Raw genomic sequence first — 18828 nt, forward strand, 5'->3', positions numbered from 1 at the left:
AAAAATTTTAATTAATTCAAAATTAAAAAAACAATAAAAAAAAGTTGCAAAAAGCCTGTTACAAGAGAAATGAACTTCGCTTGTGATAGGCTTTTTTTTACGCGGAACCTTATTCTCCGCGGAAAATCTCCAAAATCACTTTTAAAATTTAAAAGAAACTTAAATCATTAATATCTTTAGTTTTTCAGAAAGAATTTTATTTTTTTAAAACGAAATGTCAGTATAATTCAATTTTATCTTGATTTATGACTTTATCGCTTTTTAATAGGGGTGATTGAAATGGCAGCCTTAAAGGGGATTTTTTGTTGGTTTGCTTTCTTGTTTTTGGGGGTGGGCTTTTTTTCTTGCGGAGTTTTTTCTAAATCTTCGGAGGCAAGGTCTGGTGACGGAAAAATTTCGTTCATGCTGGTTGATACGAGCGGAACGCCGTTGGCTGGTGCCGGGGCCGGAAATGTTCTTGCCGCAATGAAAAAGTGGACTGGCGTGGAAGTTGATTTTAAATACATTCCTACGGACGAGTACGATGCCAAAATTAAAGAAGTTTTTGAGCATCCGGATTCTGCGCCAATGATAATGCACGTGAGCAAGATGAATCAGGAAGTCGTTAGTGCTGCCAACAAGGGATTGTTCTGGGATTTGAACGAATTTATCTGGGACAAAGCTAAATACCCGAACCTTTCGCAGGCGAACAAAAATGTTTGCAAGAGCCTTGAAGTGAACGGCAAGTTGATTGGAGTGTACAAAGCCCGCGATATTGGGCGTAACGGTCTTTCTTACCGGGCGGATTGGGCTGAAAAATTGGGGCTTGGAGAGCCTAAAACACCCGAAGATGTTTACAATATGATGTACGCGTTTACGTATGGCGACCCGGACGGAAACGGGGTTGACGACACTTGGGGCTTGGCGATGTGCAATTACACGGGGCCTTTTGACGTGATTCAGACTTGGTTTGGCTGCGGGAATGGCTGGGCTGAGGAGAACGGAAAAATCGTTCCGATTCATCAGACTGCGGCGTACAAAGACGCTCTGGATTGGATGCGTGTTCTTTACGAGGAAAAGTTGATGCCCTCTGATTGGCAGGTGCGCGAATCAAAAACCTGGCAGGCTCAGATTACCGACGGGCACGCGGGCGTTTTTATTGATGTTATGGACGGCGGCAGGCGAATTTGGGACAACTTGGTTTCGCATAACGTTCCGTCGGTGGTTGATTCTTCAAAATCTGCGGGAATGCGTCTTACGGGAACTATAAACAATGCGACTCTTGCAACGACGGGCTACAACGGATTCCTTGCGATTACAAAATCGGCTTCCAGGGAGCAAGTTGAATCTTGCCTTCATTATCTGGACAAAATGTGCGACGACGAGATGATAATTCTTGCGGCATACGGTCTTGAGGGCGTTCATTACAAGATGAATGACGGAAATATCGTGCCTTTTGCCGACAAAGTTGCTTCCAGCGATTACAGCGCGCTGAATCAGACACAGTGTTTTATTCCTCACGTTTTGAATAACGCAAAGCCGAATATCGTGCAGAATGAGCGCAAGCAAAAAGAAATCCAAGTGATAAAAGAGAATGAAAAGCACGCAGTTTTTAATCCTGCAGTGTCATACCTTGCAAATTCTGCAACCTATGCCAAAGAAGGCGGAAATCTTGACAAAATCATTTCGGAAGCTAGAACAAAGTACATTTGCGGAGAGATAAACGAAGCTGGCTTGCAGGATGCCTTTGACCAATGGAACAAAAGTGGCGGAACACAGGTTCTTGCGGAAGTGAACGAACTGTATCGTGCTGAAAAAGAGAGTGAGTAAGGGGTGAATTATGAAGGTTAGGAGTTTAAGAGTAAAATTACTTGTAGTCCTGTTGGGAATCGTAATTCTTTCGAATGTCGTAATCGGTTTTGCCTCGCAATATATTTCTCGCCGGGTCGTTTCAAAAACTGTGTACGAAAATCTTTCGAATGTGGCGGCAAAAACTGCATCTGAGATTTATGCCGTGAATGACAATAACTTTAACATGCTCACTTCGCTTGCGACGCAGCCTTTTATACGGGATTCTTCTGTTAGTTTTTACGAGAAGAATGAGGCCGTAATGTCGATTGCAAAGCGGAATCTTACAAAATTCAAGAATGTGAATTATTACGATGCTAACGGAAACACTGTGACTCTCGACGGCAAGAAAAATAATTTTGCGAATGAAGAGTTTTTCAAGGAGGCGATGGCAGGGCATCAGGTTGTTTCTGACCCGGTTTATGATTCTTCTGCCGGGGAGATGCTCATGTATTACGCGGTTCCTGTGTTCAACAGGCATCACGTTCCCCAGGGCGTTATTGCGGCGATTGTTTTTGGAGACAGGCTTTCTCAAATTGTGTCGGTAATGCAGGTGGGAAAAAATTCACATCCTGTCGTGCTGAATATGAAAACTGGAACGATTATAGGACAGTTTGCAGGCGAAAAAGAAAGCTTTGATTTAAGTAGCAGTTCTGAAAGCGGAGAGCTGGCAGAAATCATCGGCAATGTTCGTTCGGGAAAGCGCGGCAGGCACTTGTATGCGGATCCTAAAAGTGGAAGGCGAATGACGTGCGCTTTTCAGCCTGTTGGAGAGAATTGTGATTGGGCTGTTTTTTGCTCGGCTCCTTACGGAGATTATTTTGGCGGTCTTACGACGCTTTCGCTCGTAATAATCGTGACTTTGGTTGTGAGTATTGCGATTGCGGTTGTTGTGTGCGTGTTTATGCTTTCTGTGAGTTTGAAGCCGCTCAAAAAGGTTGACAATTCGATTCACGAGATTGCGACTGGAAACGCCGACCTTACCCGTCGAATTTCTGTTTACACGCGGGACGAAATTGGCTCGGTCGTTGAAGGGTTCAATATGTTCGCGGAAAAACTTCAGACAATCATTGCAAGAATAAAAGACTCGAATGTGGTTTTGGGAAGTGCGGGGCGTGATTTGGACGACAGCACTCAGGACACGGCGAGTGCGATTACACAAATCATTGCGAACATCCAGAGTATGCACAAGCAGATTTCGGCTCAAAGCCAAAGCGTAAGTCAGACTGCCGGGGCTGTGAACGAGATTGCTTCGAATATTTCTTCCCTCGAAAATATGATTCAGAGTCAGGCTTCGGGAGTTACGCAGGCTTCGGCGGCTGTTGAGGAAATGATTGGGAATATTTCTTCCGTGAGTCAGTCCATGGACAAGATGGCGGACTCTTTTACGACTTTGCACGAGAATGCCCAGAACGGATTTGAAAAGCAGAATCGCGTGAACGAGAAAATTCAGAAAATCGAGGCGCAGTCGCAGATGCTTGAGGATGCGAACAAGACTATTGCCGCGATTGCGAGCCAGACGAATATGCTTGCCATGAATGCGGCGATTGAAGCGGCTCATGCCGGGGCGGCTGGCCGTGGATTCAGCGTGGTTGCGGACGAAATCCGAAAACTTTCCGAAACGTCTTCTTTGCAGTCAAAGACGATTAACAATCAGCTCAAAGAGATTCGCGCGTCAATCGATGATGTTGTAAATGCTTCTACGGAATCAAGTTACATTCTTGGTTCGGTTTCTTCGCAGATTGAGGACACGAACCAGCTTGTTCATCAAATAAAGTCCGCAATGGAAGAGCAAAACGAAGGTTCTAAGCAGATTACAGACGCGCTCCATGCGATGAACGACAGCACTGCAGAAGTTCGGAACGCTTCTCAGGAGATGGCTTCGGGCAACAAGATGATTTTGCTTGAGGTAAAAAATTTGCAGGATTCTACGCAGATAATGCTCGGAAGCATGGATGAAATGGCTGTTGGCGCAGAAAAAATCAACGAGACTGGTTCATATTTAAAGTCGATTTCTGGGAACTTAAAAAACACAATCGTAGAAATCGGTGAGCAGATAAATCAGTTTGAGGTGTAATACCCCCGTTCGGAAATCTATAATGGGAACTTCGAAAAAGCGATGTTTTAAGTCGTGCTTCGAACTTGTTTTGGAATCTTTGTAAAATGGTGGTTTCGACAGGCTCAACCACCATTTTAATGACTTGTTTTAGTTGCTCTTGGAAATTCCGCAGACTCCATCAGTGCAAGAAGATTTTTTTGTGGGGTCGGACGTGAATTTTTGCCATTCAAAAGTCCACGAACCGTCCGGGGCCTGAACAACAGGAATTCCAATCATTCCGTTTTTGCGAGCTTCTTCAAAAATCGGGGTAGAATCTCGAAGGCGCAAAAAAGCTTTTAAATCCTGCAAATTTGCTGTTATGTCGTGATATTCGTAAGCTATTTTTTCTTCGTCAAAGGCCTTTTGCATCTCAATGCAATCTGGGCACATTTTTGAACCAAAAACTTTAAGCATAATTACCTCCGCCTACAATATACAGATATTTGCAGGTTGTGCAAACTGAGCCGAGCGAGGTTAGTCAATAAAGTGAAGTCCCGCACCGTCAAATGTTGCTTTTATAAAACCGTCAACTTCAACTTTGCGGAAATTACCTGCTCCTGTGTTGAATTCAAGAGCGTCTTCTTCCCCTTCTCGCCTGACAGTTATTTTTACCGAATAGCTGCCTTCTGGAAGTTCGTGCCAGTAATATCGTGAGGGGTAATCTTTTGTATCAATGTCGTCGCCTTTCCTCAAAATCTTGTAATCGCTGTCTTCGCCTTTTTGCCAAATGTAGACATCTTCAATAATGTCGCTTGCTATTGAAGACTCATTGCGGAGAATTAGCGTTCCTGTCTCTTCTTCCCAAAGAAAGCAAGATGAAAGATTTGTAGCCAAAATCAAAATGAGAATAAAAATAAATGAGAGTTTCTTCATGCGAACCTTCTTGTATTTCAATTTATTTTTAAGAAATTTACTTTTGAAAGTGATTTTTTGCAACAAAAAATTCTCGTGCTGAATTTATTTTTCTATCTGTGGTAGAATGCTCGCATGGACGTTTTGATTCTTCAGCCGCCGATTGTTCAATTGAATACGGCTTATCCGAGCGGGGCTTATCTTTCCGCATTTTTTAAGCAGACGGAATTTTCTGATGTTGTTGAGAGCGTAAAATGGCTGGATTTGAGCATTGAGCTTTTTTATGAGATTTTTAGCCCAAGCGGGCTTTTGCGCCTTTTTGACCTTTGCGAAAAAAAAGCTCTAAAAATGGCTGACGAGGCTCAAAAGCGGGGCGATGAGGCGACCGCATTCAATCTTCGGCGCTATGTTGGCGAAAAGAAAAACTGGATTTCGTGGATAGAAACAATCACTTCGATTTTGCGGGGCGACAAAAGCGGTTTTGAGAACGCTCACCGGTTCGTGTTTGGGGCGCACGTTCCGCGCGGCAGCCGAATGGAAAACTTTTTAGAGAGTCTTGACCACGATTTGACCACAGACGATGCCCGCGCCCTTGCAAGTTTTGCCCTTGCGGATTTGGCGGATTTTATTACCGCGGTTTTTGACAAGAATTTTTCGCTCGTTCGATATGCCGAGGCACTTACCGTGAGCGAATCAACTTTTGAGCAAGTGGAAAAGGGTGCTGATTCTCCGATTTTGGAAGAATTTTTTGATTCGGTTTTAAAACGCGCCTTAAAAAATTATCTTTCAAAAAAAGACGAGGGCCAAAAATCAAAAACGCTCGTGCTGATTTCGGTTCCGTTTGCGGGAACTTTTGCGGCGGCACTTTATGCGGGCCGGTTTATAAAAAACAATTTTTTTGGCGACGCGTATGTTTGTTTTGGCGGCGGGTTTATAAACACGGAACTTCGTGAAACAAAAGAAAAAAATCTTTCGAAATATTGTGACGCTTTGTGTTATGACCGCGGCTACGCGAGTTACAAAAATCTTTTGAATCAATTCAAGGCTTCCGGTGATTTTGATGTTCGGGAGCCTGTTTACAAACTTAGAAAATTTTCTTCGCTCGGAACGGTTGAGCCTTGCGAAGCGGAGTCGGAAGTGCTTCTCTACGAAAAAAAACAGACCGCTTCAATCATTCCGGATTTTTCTGACATTGATTTTGGTCGCTATCCACGGCTCATCGACGACAAAAATCCGATGCACCGGCTTTGGTCTGATGGCAGCTGGATAAAAATCTACATGGCTCACGGTTGCTATTGGCACAAATGCTCGTTTTGCGACGTAACGCTGGATTATGTTTGCGGTTATTGTCCGACTAACGTAAAACGGCTTTATGATGAGATTCTCAGGCAGTGTGAAGAAAAAAATGTCTACGGAATCCACTTTGTGGACGAGGCTATGCCACCGGCTTTGATGATTGACTTTGCACGCGAGAATATTGCCCACGGCTCTCCGCTGACTTGGTGGGGAAACGTGCGGTTCGAAAAAGTTTTTACCCGCGACGTTGCGGATTTTCTTGCGGCGGGCGGGCTAATCGGCGTTTCTGCAGGGCTTGAGTCTGCAACGGGGAACGGGCTTAGCGCGATTCACAAGGGCACGGATTTGGAGTCGATTGTGGGCGCGTGCTGTGCGTTCAAGGAGGCTGGAATCCTTGTGCACGCGTACATGATTTATGGCTATTGGTGGGAAACTCCGCAGGATTTAATCAACTCGATGGAAACTTTGCGCCAGTTCTACGCGAACGGGCTTTTGGATTCGTCGTTCTGGCATAAATTCGTGCTCACGCGGCATTCGAGAGTTTACAAAGATTGGCAGGAAGGGCTTGTGAGCGATTTAAAACCGCTTGCCGAAAAAAATATCCCGCTTTTTGCGAAGAACGGGCTTCATTTTGAGGGTGAGAAAAAATCCGAGAAGTACGGAAGATTCCTCGATTATTCGCTGAATCAATGGATGCACGGTGAGGATTTGGAAAAGCCTGCTCAAAAATGGTTCGATTTTCCAGTTCCAAAGCCGAATGTTGGGCATGATTTTATTGCGAAACTCATTGCGAAATATGAATCAAAACGCGATTCTGAATTCAAGAAGCCTTTTTCGCCGGAGAAAAAAATTTGGCTTGGCGGTGAGAAATTTTTATTGAACGGCGGAAAGAAAATTGGCTGGTTCTACATGGGCGAGTATTTTGAATTGCCTGCAAATGCGCCGGAGTCGGCTTTTAGGGGAAAAGGTCTCTGCGTTATCTAAGATTGATTCTCGCGGCAAAACCATATTCCGTTGTGTTAAAGGAATATTTTGTCGCGTCAAAGATTTCGAAAATCTCGCTTTGCTTTATTGCTTTTCGGTAAGTGATAAAAAGCATTATTCCAATCGGGTGAGTGTTTACTTCCACTTGTGCACCGTAATTAAAATAGTGAATCGCATTTTCAATAGTAAGTCCTTGCATTAAGAGCATTGGCGAGTACGAAAAATAATAAGTGTGCGTAAAAATTCGGTTCACACGCCTAAAATACTGAATTCCTGCCGAGAGACTGTAGTACGAAAAGTTATCGACGTAGGTTTCAAGGTAGCTCGGATTGTATGAGTAATTTACGAAGGAATAGCCGAGAAACGGAAAAATCGAGATGGAATAAGTGCTGACAATCGGAAGATAAAATTGGGCATCGAATTCAACGCATTTTAGACTTTCATTCAGAAGCGAGTCGTGCTCAAAATCGGGGTTGTCAGTCCATAAAAATCTTGGCATTTTGACGAATCCAAGGTTAAGATTCGCTTTGCTCATGAGTTTTTTCTTAAAAAATGATTGGAACATAAGTCCGGTGAACGTTAGGGCTTGGTTGCTCTGCGTGTTTGAGCCGGATTCGTGTGCGATGAGCATTTGCGAGATATTCTGGAATCCCAGCGTGCTTTCAAATACCCAGTCTATATCGTCAACTGGTGATATAGACTGAATATGAATTGCATGAACTTCAAGAGAAATAAAAATCAAAATGATTAGAGCTAAATTTCTCTTGAACACGATTAGTACAGTTTTTCTCCAAGAAGTCTTGCTGCCAAATCAACTGCCAACGCTGCTGTTTGGTTTCGAACGTCCAGGACTGGGTTTACTTCTACGATTTCTGCTGAGCGAACCATGCCGAGGTCGCACATTTCTTCCATGAGAAGTAGTGCTTCGCGGTTCGTCATTCCGGCCGGGAGCTGATATCCGGTTCCTGGCGCGTACATTGGGTCAAGGCAGTCCATGTCAAAGCTGATGTGAACTACGTCCACGTTTCGCTTGAAGAATCCGAGTACGTGCCGAACGACTTCGTTGAATCCGAGACGGTCAATGTCAGTCATCGTGTATGCGGTAACGCCGGCTTCTTTCATCAATTTGCGTTCACCTGCGTCAACATCGCGGAGTCCAACGTAGCAAACGTTTTTTGGGTCAACTTTGCGGCCTTCAAAATAAAGATTCGTCAAATCTGGAATTCCGTAGCCACAGCTTGCCGACATACATTCACCGTGAATGTTTCCGCTTGGGGTTGTTTCTGTTGTATTAAAGTCTCCGTGAGCGTCAACGTAAAGAACTCCGAGTTTTAATCCCTTTTTTCGGTAAGCGGCAGCGAGTCCTGCAAGCGTTCCGAGGGCGATTGAGTGGTCGCCTCCGATTACGAGCGGAAAGTCTCCGCAAGAGGCTGCGCGTTCAACTTCTTCGGCGAGCTGTGTATTTGCCTTTACGATTGGAGCCAAATATTTTGCCTTGGGATTTCCCATTGCCTCGTATTCCTGAGGATTAATCTGGATTGGCGAAAAATAGCGGACAGTTTCGTGTCCAAGACTTTCTAGTCTGTCTTTAATTCCCGCAAGGCGGATTGCAGAAGGTCCCATGTCAGAACCGTGTCTGCTTGCTCCAAAATCAAGTGGCATTTCCAAAATGTGAATTTTCATTTCGTCCCCTTTAAAAGCCAAGCTCTTTTAAGGCTGCTTCGGCTTCTTTTATTTCGTCATAAGGTTTTACAAAATCCTTATAAATGATGCTGTTCTCGTGCGATTTTCCGAGCAAAAGAACAATGTCATCTTTTTTTGCCATTTTAAGTGCCTGTCTGATTGCAGTTGGTCTGTCGTGGGTTATGAAGAGATTTTCGTTCATCTTCATTCCTTCTTTTTCTGCTCCAACGGCAATTTGCTTTAAAAGCTCAACAGGGTCTTCGCCGCGCGGGTCTTCGTCTGCAAGAATAACCACGTCGCAGAATTTTGCGGCAACTTCGCCCTGAAGCGGTCGCTTTTCGGTGTCGCGCTCTCCTCCTGAGCCAAAAAGTGCAATCATTTTGCCTGTGCATCGTCGGCGGATTGGCGGGAATATCGTCTCAAAACTTGAAGGCGTGTGCGCATAGTCAACGATGAGCTCGAAAGGCTGGCCTTTGTCGATTACTGTCATGCGGCCTTTTACAGGGGTGAGTTTTGAGGCAAGTTCTGCAACTTTTTCAAGTTCCGTGCCCGTAAGTCGAGAAACTGCCGCGATTGCAGCCATTAGGTTGTACGTGTTGAATGCGCCAGGAAGGCTTGAATGCACGTGGAATACTTTTCTCGGAAGCGGTTTTGCGTGCTCGTCGATTACGTTAGGCTCGCTCATGTCAAAAGTAAGTCCGAACCGTGCGCTGGCAATGTTTCTGCCCAAAAGAACCGGAATTGAGTCTGGAATCGGTGGGAGCGGTTTTGCGCTTGCGCCTTCGGCAGCCGACTTGCCAGCTTTTCCTTCAGTTGTAAAGCCGATTACAGGCTGTTTTGTTGCTTTTATGAAGTAAGTTGCACTTGGGTCTTCAAGGTTTACGATTCCGAATGACGGAATTTTTACGTTCTTTCCGAGAATGACTTTCTGGTGGTCACATTCGTCGAGTTTTCTAAAAAGATTCGCCTTGTCGTCGCGGTACTGCTCGAAAGTCTTGTGGAATTCAAGATGCTCCAGAGTTACGTTCATAAAAATTCCGCAGTCGTAGTCTATGCAGCCCGTGCGGTTGAGTTTTTTTGAGAGTCCGTGGCTCGAAGACTCGATAACGGCGTACTCACAGCCGTTCTGAACCATTTCGTAAAGATATTTTTGGATTATCGGTGCTTCCGGGGTTGTGGTGTGCTGAGGATTTGCCAAGGCTTCGTCGCCGAGGGAATATTGCACAGTCGAGATGAATCCTGCTTTGTGTCCCGTGAGCCGCAAAAGTTGCCAAGCAAAACTTACGGTGGAAGATTTTCCTTCCGTGCCGGTTACGCCGATTATTCCGAGTTTTTTTGAAGGATTGTCGTAGAATTCGGCAGAAACTGGTGCCATTGCGAATCGGGAACTTTCAACCTTTATGAATACGGTTTTTGTGTCCGAAGGAATTTTTTTTGCGGTTTCTTCTGGAATTTCGTCCTGAAAAATTATTGCCGCAGCTCCGCTTTTTATTGCGTCTGGAATAAAAATATTTCCTGTAGTGTGCGTGCCTGGAAGTGCAAAGAAAAGTGTTCCGTTTTGCACGTCACGAGAATCGAATGCCAAAGAAGTGATTTCTGTTTCGTTTGTAGATGATGCTTCTGTTTTGCCGTCCGCAAGCACGATTTTGTGTTCTATGCTTTTGAGAATGTCTTTTAACAACTTATTCATGGTAAAGTTGATTTTATCGTTATTGACTTTTGACTTCAACAGAAAGGGAAACGCTGCAAGTATTTTTTTTAGAAAAAGTTTGTTTTGTGCATTTACGGAAACGCTACAAGATTGTTTTTTGTAATTTTGAATTTTACTTGTGCGTTTACGGAAACGCTACAAGATTGATTTTGTGATTTTGAATTTTACTTGTGCGTTTGGGAAACGCTAAAATATTGGTTTTATAATTTTGAATTTTATTTGTGCGTTTCCCACCAGTTTTTCTGGCGAAAAACTGGTGCTTTGGTGGATTGGCTTACAGGTGTTCACGAAACGCGGCGGCAAGGAGTGCCGCGTTTCGTGAGTGCAGATTTGTCGCTCACGCAGCGTGAGCGACTTCGGGAACGCCGGTTTAGAGTTCGTGCCCGTTTGCACTTATTTTGTTGTGAGTTTTCCGTTTTCAAAAATCATGTTTGCTTTTGAAAGATATTCTTCTGGAATTGTGATTCCGCAATTCTTTGCTGAGTCCAAATCAAACAACAAATCGCTGTCACTTGGCTCGGTCATAAATCTTACAGGAATATCGCTTGGTTTTTCGCCGTTCAAAATTCTATAAACAATCTCGCCTGTGGCTCGTCCGGCTTTGTAGTAGTTGAATCCGCTTGCAATCACGCAGCCACCGTCCTGTGCGCCTGTAACGTCGCCAGAAAAAATCGGTTTTTTAGCTTCGCCAAAAACTTGTTTTACAGAAGAAAGCGCGCTAAAAACTGTGTTGTCGGTTGTGAGATAAAGTCCGTCAACGCGCGAGACAATTGCGTCACAAGCCTGCTTTACTTCGCTTGAATTGGTGATTGCCTGTGTTACAAGTTCAAGACCGGCTTCCTGGCAGCCTTTTTTTACGAGTTCGAGAGAAGAAACAGAATTCGCTTCGCCTGTGGTATAAATGTAGCCCAAAGTTTTGATTCCCGCGATTTCCTTAAAAAGCGCAATGTGCTGTTCCGTTGGAATTGCGTCGCTCATTCCGGTTACGTTCTTTTCGCCGTGTTCGAGCGTGCTTACAAGACCTGCTCCGAGCGGGTCGGTTATCGTGCCGAATACGACCGGAATTTCGTCCAAGGTGTTTGCGAGGGCGATTGCGACTGGAGTTGCGATTCCTACTGCAACGTCAACGTTCTCGTCGCGGTATTTGATTGCGATTTGTGCGGCGGTGTTTGGATCCCCGTTCGCGTTCTGAAGGTCAAAAGTGGCTTTTATGCCTTTCTCGTTGAGTTCGTCCATAACTCCTTTTTCAACAGAATCCAGAGCGACGTGCTGCACGATTTTTGCGATTCCGATTTTGTAAGTTTTTTCGGCAGTCGTTTTTTCAGTTGTTTCTGCTGTAACTTCGGCAGTTTTTTCTGCGGGTTTTTTAGTGCAGCCTGCGAATGCGAGTGCCGTAAGCGTTGCGGCAGCAATTATTGTTGATTTTGTAAATTTCATTTGTATACCTCTGATTAAAAGTGTTTCTTTTCATAGATACGTTACTATAAATAGAAACATTGTGTCAAGAATCCTTTTGAATTACCAGAGACTTTTCTGTATAATAACTGAATGATTCAAGGAATTTTAATAGAAGGTTTGATTTTTGGAATTATGGTTTTGGGCGTGTTTATGACTTTTCGCGTCCTGAACTTTTGCGATATGACTGTTGACGGTTCGTTCCCGATGGGTGCGTGCGTTCTGGCGGCCTGCCTTACGCATGGTCTTTCGCCTTCGGTGGCTCTTGTGCTCGCTTTTGCGGCTGGAATTCTTGCGGGGCTGTTTACCACTGTAATCTACACGAAGCTTCGCATTCCTGATTTGCTCGCCGGCATTTTGATGATGACCATGCTTTATTCCGTAAATTTGCGCATAATGTCCAATCAAGCGAATAGTTCGCTTTATAAGGTTCATACGATTTTTTCGGGTGTCAAGGATTTTATGAAGGTGAATTTTCCGCAGGTTTCTGCGGACTGGGGAATCGTCGCTTTTCTGGTGATTTTCGTTGTGTTTTTGCTCGTGATTCTCAATTTGTTTTTTTCCACGGATTTTGGTCTTACGATGGGCGCTCTGGGAAGCAACGTTCAGATGGTCATTTCTCAGGGCGTTGACCCTAGAATTGTGCGTGGCGTGGGAATCTGCTTTGGCGACGGGCTTGCAGCCTTGAGCGGCGCGCTTTTTGCAATGTATTCAGGATTTTCCGACGTTGGCAGCGGAAGTGGCGTGGTTGTTTCGGGGCTTGCTTCTCTCATGCTCGGAGAATTCGTGATTCATTCGAACAAAATCGGCTGGCAAACCTTCCGCGTAATTTTAGGCTCAATAATTTACCGTGCGCTTATGTTCATTGCCCGTCGTTACGGTTACAACATTGGCATGAACGCCAATGACTTAAAACTCGTTACCGGTTTGATGATAATTGTGTGCCTTGTCGTGAGCAAGGTTGACGTTGTGGGCTACTTCAAAGCACATTTGAGGCGTGCTGAATAATTAGCTGTCATTCCGAAATCGACCGCTTACGTTGTCGATTTCGCTCAGCAAACTATATGCTGAAACGACTTCAGCATGACAATTATTTTGTAATGGGCACTTCTAAAAAAATCAGTTTTTAGAGATGCCCTAATTATCAAGTAGAATTAAACAGGAATCACAATCATGCTTAAATTAGAAAATATATCGATTACATTCAACGCGAACACTCCGGATGAGAACAAGGCTTTAAGGAATATAAATCTCAGTATTAAAAAAGGTGATTTTATAACCGTGATTGGTTCGAACGGTGCCGGAAAGTCCACTCTCTACAACGTGATTGCAGGTACTTTAAAACCGACGTCGGGAACGATTCTTCTCACCGACGACAATGGCGTTCAAAAAAATATTACGAACGATGCGGAATTCAAGCGGGCCAGATATATCGGACGAATTTTTCAGAATCCGCTGTTGGGAACCGCTGGCAAAATGAGTCTCGAAGACAATATGATGATTTGCTACAAGAAAGGCTTTAAGGGGCTAAAAATTTCGCTCAACAACAAAATGCGGCAGTTTTTTAGGGAGCAGTTGCGCGTTCTTAACATGAATCTGGAAAATCGACTTGGCGACAATGTTGATCAGTTTTCTGGCGGTCAGCGTCAGGCTCTTACTCTTTTGATGGCCGTTATGAGCAAGCCTAGCCTGCTTTTGCTGGATGAGCACACCGCCGCTCTTGACCCTACGAATGCCGCGATTGTAATGGATTTGACCCGAAGATTTGCCGAAGAATACAACCTTACCGTAATGATGGTAACGCACAACATGCAACATGCTTTGGATTACGGAAACCGACTCATTATGATGAACAAAGGCGAAATCGTTTCTGATATTTCTGGCGAAGAAAAAACAGCCCTTACGATGGATTCAATCGTAGAGCTGTTCAAAAAAATCAAAGTGACGAACGACAACGTAATGCTGAATTAGAGGTTCCCTAGAGGGATTTTTTTAGAACGTCAACGGTATGTGAGCTGGCTCCTAAAAGTTCGGGACGCTCGCACACCGCAAGCTGATATTTTATAAAAAGCTGAAAATCTTCCTCGCTCAATGCGTTGATTTCTTTGCGCATGTAATCTGCGGCTCCGTCCGGGGCAAAAATTTTTACGCGCGAAAGACCGGCTTTTTCGTTTAAGCGGTTCATGTCTTCGAGGCGAGTGTAGCTGTAAAGGTCTTTTTCCATGCTGGTAATCGTGTGAAAATCCTCGGTGAGCGTTCCGTTTTTCATCACTTCTGCTATTTTTCCTTCACGGAAACAATATGAGAGCACTGCATATTCATTCATCACGTAGGCAACAAGAATAACCCCGCCTTTTTTTGTGACGCGTTTTGCTTCGCTCAGGGCTTTTACCCGGTCTTCGTCGCTGTGCAAGTGGTACATCGGGCCAAAGAGCAGAGTAACGTCAAACGTCTCGTCTGGAAGAAAATCCAGATTTCTGGCATCGCCCGGCCAGCATTTTACGTTCTCGTGCTTTGCCATTAGGATTTCAAGATTGTGCTTTACGAGTTCCACAGCCGTAACGTCAAAACCTTCCCGCGCGAGCGCAACGGAATATCTTCCGGTTCCGGCTCCCACATCAAGAATCTTTGCGTTCGGGCCATATTCTTTTAGGCAGTCGTGAATGTGCTTCATAGAAACCGTGAATTCCACGATTCCGTGCCGCGTGGTAAGTCTGTGGTCTTCTTTAAATTTATTGTAATATTTTTCAAGCGGTGTCATTTTAGTGTGTCTCCGCCTTTATTTATAAGGGTATTTCCCACTTTTGAAAAGTCCGCCACGCGCAAACCGCCGATTTTTGAATCTGCAAGTTGATAATGTGTTTGTTTTCAAAACCAGTCTTGCAATTTGATGTTTTGGATATGTTCAAAATGCTTGGTGTTGTGCGTTACAAGAATCAAATCGTTTGATATTGCCGTGGCAGCAATCAGCAAATCCATATCGTCTGACGGTCTTCCAATTTTTTGCGCCAAAAACCATTTCGCCATAAGAAACTACAGAAACTGATATTCGGTCATTTCGATGATTTAGAAAATTTTCATTAACATTTCCCATATTTTTTAGGCGATAAATAATGATGTTTGTATCAATCAAAAAGTTCATTAGTTTCCTCAAATCGCTCTGAATTCACACGATTTTTTTCAATCAAAGAAAGTATCTCATCTGCACTTTCATCACCTTGCCAAGAAAGGTTCAAGAACCTTTGCACGGGCGAAACAGGTTTATCTTCATCTTCATCAACGACAATCAAAACATTTTGGCGTGGTTTGAACGTATACTTTTGAAGCGGAATGAAAGATTTTCCATCGTAATAAGCTTTTATTGCGGTCATCATTGGCTTGCCTCCACACCGCCATTTTATCACAGTTTTTGCACAACTGACACCGCCGATTTTTGAATCTGCAAGTTGATAATGCGCTTCTATGACAATGACAAACAGCCCAAATCTGTTTAGTATAGAAAACAATGGATCACAATATTGAAAAACGTAAGATTTTTCTTCGGGAACGGCGACGCACTGGCAACCGTGTAACGATTGGCTTTGCCGGCATCGCAGATTTTCGTTCTTTTATCGGGCAAAAATATATTGCCGGCATGATAGAAGCTGCCGTTGATTACGACATCAACTTTATTAACATGGCAGGTGCAATAAAATATTCTCTTTTTGATGACATAAACTTTATGAATCATTACATGAAGAATTTTAAGTTTATGAAAAGTCCGCTTGTGGACGGCCTTGTAACGTGGGCTTCATCTCTGTGCGAATTTTTGAAGGACGACGAAGTTGTTTCGCTTTTTTCGAAGCTTCAGCCGCTTCCTATGGTTGATATTGGATATTTGGACATCCCCGGTGTTCCCAGCATACGAATAGACAACGATTCTTCGATATTGCGAATGATGCGCCATCTAATCGAAGAGCATGGCTACAAAAAATTCGCTTTTATTGGAAGTAAGTCTTCTTTGCCGCATTTGAGACGACTTGCCGCTTTCAGAAAAGCACTTTCAAAATACAATATCTCTGAGATTGAAGATGCCGTTTATCTTTCTGACTCAATGGAAAGCGTTGACATTGGAAAAATCGTCAAAAAACTCAGCACGGCTTTTGACCTTCACGAAAAAAAAGAACTGGAAGCAATCGTTACGTCGAGCGATGTTGTTGCAGCAACCGTAATTGACGAGCTTGACAAGCTTGGAATTTCGGTGCCTGCCGACATTGCGGTAACGGGATTCAATAATCAGTACGACGGAATTTCTGCCCTCTCGCCCGTAACGAGCATTGACCTAGAATATTTTAAGCGCGGTTATGCCGCCGTAGAACTTTTGATAGACAGAATCATGCGACCGGATTTGAATTTCCGCAAATTTGAGATTCCGACGAAAATTATCGTGCGGCAGTCCTGCGGTTGTTTTGAAGAATCGATAAGTCAAATTTCCGAAGTTCATAAAATTCAGAATAATGAAGAACTGGTGGATTTGTCGCAGTCCCAGGAAAGCGAGCTTGATATTCGGAAAAAAATCTTCCTGAAGATAAAGTCGATTTTTGTGCAGGAAAGTGACGAATCCATAAAATCGCTGGTTGATGCATTTTTTACTGATTTTTTTATTGCGAATGATTCCAAAAAGATGCTCGTCTGGTTCAGGAATTTTATTCAGAAAGAAAGAAAACAGAAGAAAATCGATAACAATATGATTCAGCAAAGAATCACAAAGTTGCGCACCACGCTTTTGCCGCTTGTTCAGGAAAACGTTGAACTCACGCAAAAGTTGGAAACGGTTTTGCACCAGATGCGGACGTTGATTTCTGTTTTTATTGATTATGACTTGTTGACGAACGGCGACCGCCCGTACATGGTGAACAGCATTTCGAAGATTGCGATTAGTTTTGCCGCGGCAACCTCCAAAAAACAGATTTTTGAGGCGTTAAAATTCCATCTCCTCGATTTGGAAATTCCTGGCGTAATTCTTGCGCTGGAAAATACGATGACGCTGGATTTGGCTCAGAGCGCGGTTGAGTTGATTGTTCCGGAGCCGGACGAAATTATGCGTGTCGCGATTCCAAAATTCATTCAGAGCCCGGAGCTGTTCCCTAAAAAAATCTTTCCGCGTAACCGTCGCTACTCAATGATGCTGGAAGTGCTTTTTCACGAGAATCATTATTTTGGTTACGCGTTTTTGGAAATGGGCACTCAGAATATTGCGATTTACGACACTGTAAGGCTGCTTTTGAGCAACGCGCTGTATCCGATTTTTCTAAAAAAAGAAAGCGATGTAAGAAGCCGGGCTTTTGAGGCCCAGTATGCGGGAATTTTGCCTATTGCGCAGTCAGACGGAACCAACGCGATAATTTTTCGCGAAGGAATAACCGCAAAACGGATTATCGACTATCTTCTCGAACACATTGGCGAGATGAGCGATTTGGACAAAATGGCTACTGACATGGGAGTGAGCAAAAGTTATTTGATGCGGCGCACGAAACTGCTAACTTCCTACACGATTCAGGAATTGCACGAAAAACTCCGCATTGAGCAGGCGAAGAACTTGCTTTTGCTTCAGGGGCTTTCTCTTGGCGAAGTGAGCGAACGTCTCGGATTCAAGAGCCAGAACTACTTTTCTACCGTGTTCAAAAAGAATACCGGTCTTCCGCCCGCAACGTGGGTAAAACGCAACAAGGGATAAAAAAAACTCCACCCGCTTGAGTGGAGTTTTTTGCGGTGGTTTCGATTGGAGTTCAACCACCAAGTATGTTCGAGAAACTGTTTTGCAGTTTCTCGTTAGCTAACTTGCGAAACAAATTAGCGTTGGATTCGTCCAGAACCGTCGCCACCTGCGAGCTTGTTAACCTCGTCCTCAGAAACCATGTTGTAGTCTCCGATGATTGAGTGCTTCAAGCAAGATGCTGCAACTGCCCAGTTGATAGAATCCTGAGTGTTCATTCCTTTGAGCTGTGAGTGGATGAGACCGCCACCGAATGAGTCTCCGCCACCTACGCGGTCAACGATAACCATGTCATACTGTTTTGAGAATGCATAGTCTTTGTCGTCGCAGTAGAGAAGAGCCTGCCAAAGGTTGCGGTTTGCGTTGATTGAAGTGCGCAAAGTGATAGCAACTTTCTTGAATCCGAATTTTTCTTTGAGCTGGCGAGCAACTGAAAGGTATCCGTCGTTGTTGAGTTCACCCTTAGTTGTGTCTGTTCCTTCAGATTTGATTCCGAATACGTCGTTAGCATCATCCTCGTTAGAGATACAAACGTCAACGTATTTACAGATTTCTGACATTGCTGCACGAGCTTCGTCTTTTGTCCAGAGCTTTCCGCGGTAGTTAAGGTCACAAGAAGTTGTAACGCCCATCTCGCGTGCAGTTTTGCAAGCTTCGATACAAGCCTGAACCATGTTTGGTCCCAAAGCTGGTGTGATTCCAGTGATGTGGAACCATTTAGCGTCCTTCAAGATTTCTTTCCAGTTGAATTCTTCTGGTTTTGCGAGCTGAATAGAAGAGCCTGCACGGTCGTAAACGCATTTTGAACCACGCTGAGAAGCTCCTTTCTCGTTATAGTAGATACCAACGCGTGGACCACCACGAACGATGTACTCTGTGTGAACTCCGTATTTGCGGAGAGAGTTTACGGCTGCCTGTCCGATTTCGTGTGTTGGAAGTTTTGTTACAAAGTAAGATTCCTCTCCATAGTTAGCGAGAGAAACAGAAACGTTAGCTTCTCCACCACCGAAAGTTGTTGTCATTGAATCTACCTGTACGAAGCGGTAGTAATCTGCCGGCTGAATGCGAAGCATAACTTCACCAAAAGTAACTACTTTTGCCATGATTAGTCTCCTAAAAAAATAATACTAAAAATATTATCAAATTCTAATTTGATTATCAATGAAT

The 18828-nt window shown here is 44.0% G+C and carries 16 protein-coding genes; 6 read left to right on the forward strand and 10 right to left on the reverse strand.

Going from position 1 to position 18828, the window contains the following annotated elements:
- Positions 1-279 precede the first annotated feature (279 nt).
- Both JI65_RS04630 and JI65_RS04635 read left to right on the forward strand, forming a co-directional pair.
- The gene (locus JI65_RS04630; RefSeq protein ID WP_191014217.1) at positions 280-1809 is read left to right on the forward strand and encodes a type 2 periplasmic-binding domain-containing protein; all 1530 of its coding nucleotides are present in this window, start codon (positions 280-282) and stop codon (positions 1807-1809) included.
- A 10-nt stretch (positions 1810-1819) separates the two neighbouring features.
- Complete coding sequence (locus JI65_RS04635) at positions 1820-3904, forward strand: methyl-accepting chemotaxis protein (protein ID WP_191014218.1); 2085 nt, start codon at positions 1820-1822, stop codon at positions 3902-3904.
- A gap of 129 nt (positions 3905-4033) precedes the next feature.
- On the opposite strand, the gene JI65_RS04640 is transcribed toward JI65_RS04635, so the two are convergent.
- Together JI65_RS04640 and JI65_RS04645 are read right to left on the reverse strand one after the other, a co-directional pair.
- Positions 4034-4339: a glutaredoxin domain-containing protein gene (locus tag JI65_RS04640; protein WP_197971899.1), complete on the reverse strand. Its 306-nt coding sequence runs from the start codon at positions 4337-4339 to the stop codon at positions 4034-4036.
- A 60-nt stretch (positions 4340-4399) separates the two neighbouring features.
- On the reverse strand, positions 4400-4798 hold the full coding sequence (locus JI65_RS04645; protein ID WP_191014219.1) for a hypothetical protein: 399 nt from the start codon (positions 4796-4798) through the stop codon (positions 4400-4402).
- A 114-nt stretch (positions 4799-4912) separates the two neighbouring features.
- On the opposite strand from JI65_RS04645, the gene JI65_RS04650 reads away from it, so the two are divergent.
- Complete coding sequence (locus tag JI65_RS04650) at positions 4913-7057, forward strand: B12-binding domain-containing radical SAM protein (RefSeq protein ID WP_191014220.1); 2145 nt, start codon at positions 4913-4915, stop codon at positions 7055-7057.
- Here JI65_RS04650 and JI65_RS04655 read toward each other — a convergent pair.
- The 4 genes from JI65_RS04655 to JI65_RS04670 all read right to left on the reverse strand — a co-directional run bounded on the left by JI65_RS04655 (position 7050) and on the right by JI65_RS04670 (position 11888).
- On the reverse strand, positions 7050-7799 hold the full coding sequence (locus tag JI65_RS04655) for a hypothetical protein (protein ID WP_191014221.1): 750 nt from the start codon (positions 7797-7799) through the stop codon (positions 7050-7052). The two genes, JI65_RS04650 and JI65_RS04655, sit on opposite strands and share 8 nt — an antisense overlap.
- Before the next feature lie 32 nt (positions 7800-7831).
- Positions 7832-8740 (reverse strand): arginase, encoded by a 909-nt coding sequence (gene rocF / locus JI65_RS04660; protein ID WP_191014222.1) that lies wholly within the window; start codon positions 8738-8740, stop codon positions 7832-7834.
- Between the two features lie 10 nt (positions 8741-8750).
- Positions 8751-10430: a Mur ligase family protein gene (locus tag JI65_RS04665; protein WP_191014223.1), complete on the reverse strand. Its 1680-nt coding sequence runs from the start codon at positions 10428-10430 to the stop codon at positions 8751-8753.
- A gap of 414 nt (positions 10431-10844) precedes the next feature.
- On the reverse strand, positions 10845-11888 hold the full coding sequence (locus JI65_RS04670) for an ABC transporter substrate-binding protein (protein ID WP_191014224.1): 1044 nt from the start codon (positions 11886-11888) through the stop codon (positions 10845-10847).
- Between the two features lie 111 nt (positions 11889-11999).
- Here JI65_RS04670 and JI65_RS04675 point away from each other — a divergent pair, with 111 nt between their 5' ends.
- Together JI65_RS04675 and JI65_RS04680 are read left to right on the forward strand one after the other, a co-directional pair.
- On the forward strand, positions 12000-12914 hold the full coding sequence (locus JI65_RS04675; RefSeq protein WP_191014225.1) for an ABC transporter permease: 915 nt from the start codon (positions 12000-12002) through the stop codon (positions 12912-12914).
- Positions 12915-13079: 165 nt separating this feature from the next.
- Entirely contained in the window at positions 13080-13877 is a 798-nt protein-coding gene (locus JI65_RS04680; RefSeq protein WP_191014226.1) for an ABC transporter ATP-binding protein, read from the forward strand.
- A gap of 7 nt (positions 13878-13884) precedes the next feature.
- Here JI65_RS04680 and JI65_RS04685 read toward each other — a convergent pair whose 3' ends face one another.
- The 3 genes from JI65_RS04685 to JI65_RS04695 all read right to left on the reverse strand — a co-directional run bounded on the left by JI65_RS04685 (position 13885) and on the right by JI65_RS04695 (position 15280).
- Entirely contained in the window at positions 13885-14667 is a 783-nt protein-coding gene (locus JI65_RS04685) for a class I SAM-dependent methyltransferase (RefSeq protein WP_191014227.1), read from the reverse strand.
- Positions 14668-14774: 107 nt separating this feature from the next.
- Entirely contained in the window at positions 14775-14933 is a 159-nt protein-coding gene (locus tag JI65_RS17315; protein ID WP_242457160.1) for a PIN domain-containing protein, read from the reverse strand.
- Positions 14934-15031: 98 nt separating this feature from the next.
- Positions 15032-15280 carry an antitoxin AF2212-like protein gene (locus tag JI65_RS04695; RefSeq protein WP_191014228.1) on the reverse strand — a complete coding sequence of 83 codons (249 nt, stop codon included), beginning with the start codon at positions 15278-15280 and terminating at the stop codon, positions 15032-15034.
- Positions 15281-15411: 131 nt separating this feature from the next.
- On the opposite strand from JI65_RS04695, the gene JI65_RS04700 reads away from it, so the two are divergent.
- Positions 15412-17622 carry a substrate-binding domain-containing protein gene (locus JI65_RS04700; protein WP_191014229.1) on the forward strand — a complete coding sequence of 737 codons (2211 nt, stop codon included), beginning with the start codon at positions 15412-15414 and terminating at the stop codon, positions 17620-17622.
- Positions 17623-17738: 116 nt separating this feature from the next.
- Here the strand turns inward: JI65_RS04700 and JI65_RS04705 are convergent, their stop codons facing one another.
- Positions 17739-18764, reverse strand: coding sequence for a sugar kinase (locus JI65_RS04705; protein WP_191014230.1), 1026 nt, complete (start codon positions 18762-18764; stop codon positions 17739-17741).
- Between the last annotated feature and the right edge of the window lie 64 nt (positions 18765-18828).

Source organism: Treponema zioleckii (genome assembly GCF_014737315.1).
Taxonomy (GTDB): Bacteria; Spirochaetota; Spirochaetia; order Treponematales; family Treponemataceae; genus Treponema_D; species Treponema_D zioleckii.

Bases quoted from the DNA above. Each gene is read 5' to 3' on its own strand.
- JI65_RS04630 (WP_191014217.1), top strand. From the start codon at position 280: ATGGCAGCCTTAAAGGGGATTTTTTGTTGGTTTGCTTTCTTGTTTTTG.
- JI65_RS04635 (WP_191014218.1), top strand. From the start codon at position 1,820: ATGAAGGTTAGGAGTTTAAGAGTAAAATTACTTGTAGTCCTGTTGGGA.
- JI65_RS04640 (WP_197971899.1), bottom strand. From the start codon at position 4,339: ATGCTTAAAGTTTTTGGTTCAAAAATGTGCCCAGATTGCATTGAGATG.
- JI65_RS04645 (WP_191014219.1), bottom strand. From the start codon at position 4,798: ATGAAGAAACTCTCATTTATTTTTATTCTCATTTTGATTTTGGCTACA.
- JI65_RS04650 (WP_191014220.1), top strand. From the start codon at position 4,913: ATGGACGTTTTGATTCTTCAGCCGCCGATTGTTCAATTGAATACGGCT.
- rocF (WP_191014222.1), bottom strand. From the start codon at position 8,740: ATGAAAATTCACATTTTGGAAATGCCACTTGATTTTGGAGCAAGCAGA.
- JI65_RS04665 (WP_191014223.1), bottom strand. From the start codon at position 10,430: ATGAATAAGTTGTTAAAAGACATTCTCAAAAGCATAGAACACAAAATC.
- JI65_RS04670 (WP_191014224.1), bottom strand. From the start codon at position 11,888: ATGAAATTTACAAAATCAACAATAATTGCTGCCGCAACGCTTACGGCA.
- JI65_RS04675 (WP_191014225.1), top strand. From the start codon at position 12,000: ATGATTCAAGGAATTTTAATAGAAGGTTTGATTTTTGGAATTATGGTT.
- JI65_RS04680 (WP_191014226.1), top strand. From the start codon at position 13,080: ATGCTTAAATTAGAAAATATATCGATTACATTCAACGCGAACACTCCG.
- JI65_RS04685 (WP_191014227.1), bottom strand. From the start codon at position 14,667: ATGACACCGCTTGAAAAATATTACAATAAATTTAAAGAAGACCACAGA.
- JI65_RS17315 (WP_242457160.1), bottom strand. From the start codon at position 14,933: ATGGCGAAATGGTTTTTGGCGCAAAAAATTGGAAGACCGTCAGACGAT.
- JI65_RS04695 (WP_191014228.1), bottom strand. From the start codon at position 15,280: ATGATGACCGCAATAAAAGCTTATTACGATGGAAAATCTTTCATTCCG.
- JI65_RS04700 (WP_191014229.1), top strand. From the start codon at position 15,412: ATGGATCACAATATTGAAAAACGTAAGATTTTTCTTCGGGAACGGCGA.
- JI65_RS04705 (WP_191014230.1), bottom strand. From the start codon at position 18,764: ATGGCAAAAGTAGTTACTTTTGGTGAAGTTATGCTTCGCATTCAGCCG.